We start from the raw sequence: 703 nt of genomic DNA on the forward strand, positions 1-703 counted from the left end.
GAACACGACCGTTAAGCCTTCCAGCGTCGATGGTACTTGAACCGCAGGGTTCTGGGAGAGTAGAACGTTGCCAAGCGATACCCATGGCAAGCTTTCGGAGAAAGCTTCGAAAGCTTGTAGGTGGGTTTTTATTATGGAAAGTTTCCCTATACGGGCCCTTAGCTCAGCTGGTTAGAGCGCACCCCTGATAAGGGTGAGGTCGGTGGTTCGAGTCCACTAGGGCCCACCATTAATTTAATACCATTTATGGGGCCATAGCTCAGCTGGGAGAGCGCCTGCCTTGCAAGCAGGAGGTCAGCGGTTCGATCCCGCTTGGCTCCACCAAAACACATTTTAAGACAGGAATTTCCAAGAAATTTCGRCTTGAAATGCAGTAATAAGATGTGGTAAGATAACTTTCGCCGCTGAAATAGGGCGAAGATCATTGARTCACAAAGTTGTTCCTTGAAAACTAGATAACGAAACAAAAACGTAAAGTAAGAACTTAGGTTGTGTTGACCTTAGGGTCACGCAAAAATCTTTAACTCTTTCAATTAGGAGAGACTTTKGCTAATGCAAAAGATCCCTATAAATGGTTAAGCTAGAAAGAGCACACGGAGGATGCCTAGGCACTAGGAGCCGAAGAAGGACGTGGCGAACGACGAAATGCCTCGGGGAGCCGTAAGCAGGCTTTGATCCGGGGATGTCCGAATGGGGGAACCCA

2 tRNA genes and 1 rRNA gene are annotated in these 703 nt (G+C 47.9%); all 3 read left to right on the forward strand.

Features of this window, described 5'->3' with window-relative positions:
- Positions 1-152 precede the first annotated feature (152 nt).
- Positions 153-229, forward strand: a tRNA-Ile gene (locus tag AB4114_RS35785).
- A 19-nt stretch (positions 230-248) separates the two neighbouring features.
- Positions 249-324 (forward strand) — tRNA-Ala (locus tag AB4114_RS35790).
- A 249-nt stretch (positions 325-573) separates the two neighbouring features.
- Positions 574-703, forward strand: a 23S ribosomal RNA gene (locus AB4114_RS35795); the annotation flags it as partial.

Source organism: Paenibacillus sp. 2RAB27 (assembly GCF_052115445.1).
Lineage (GTDB): Bacteria > Bacillota > Bacilli > Paenibacillales > NBRC-103111 > Paenibacillus_E.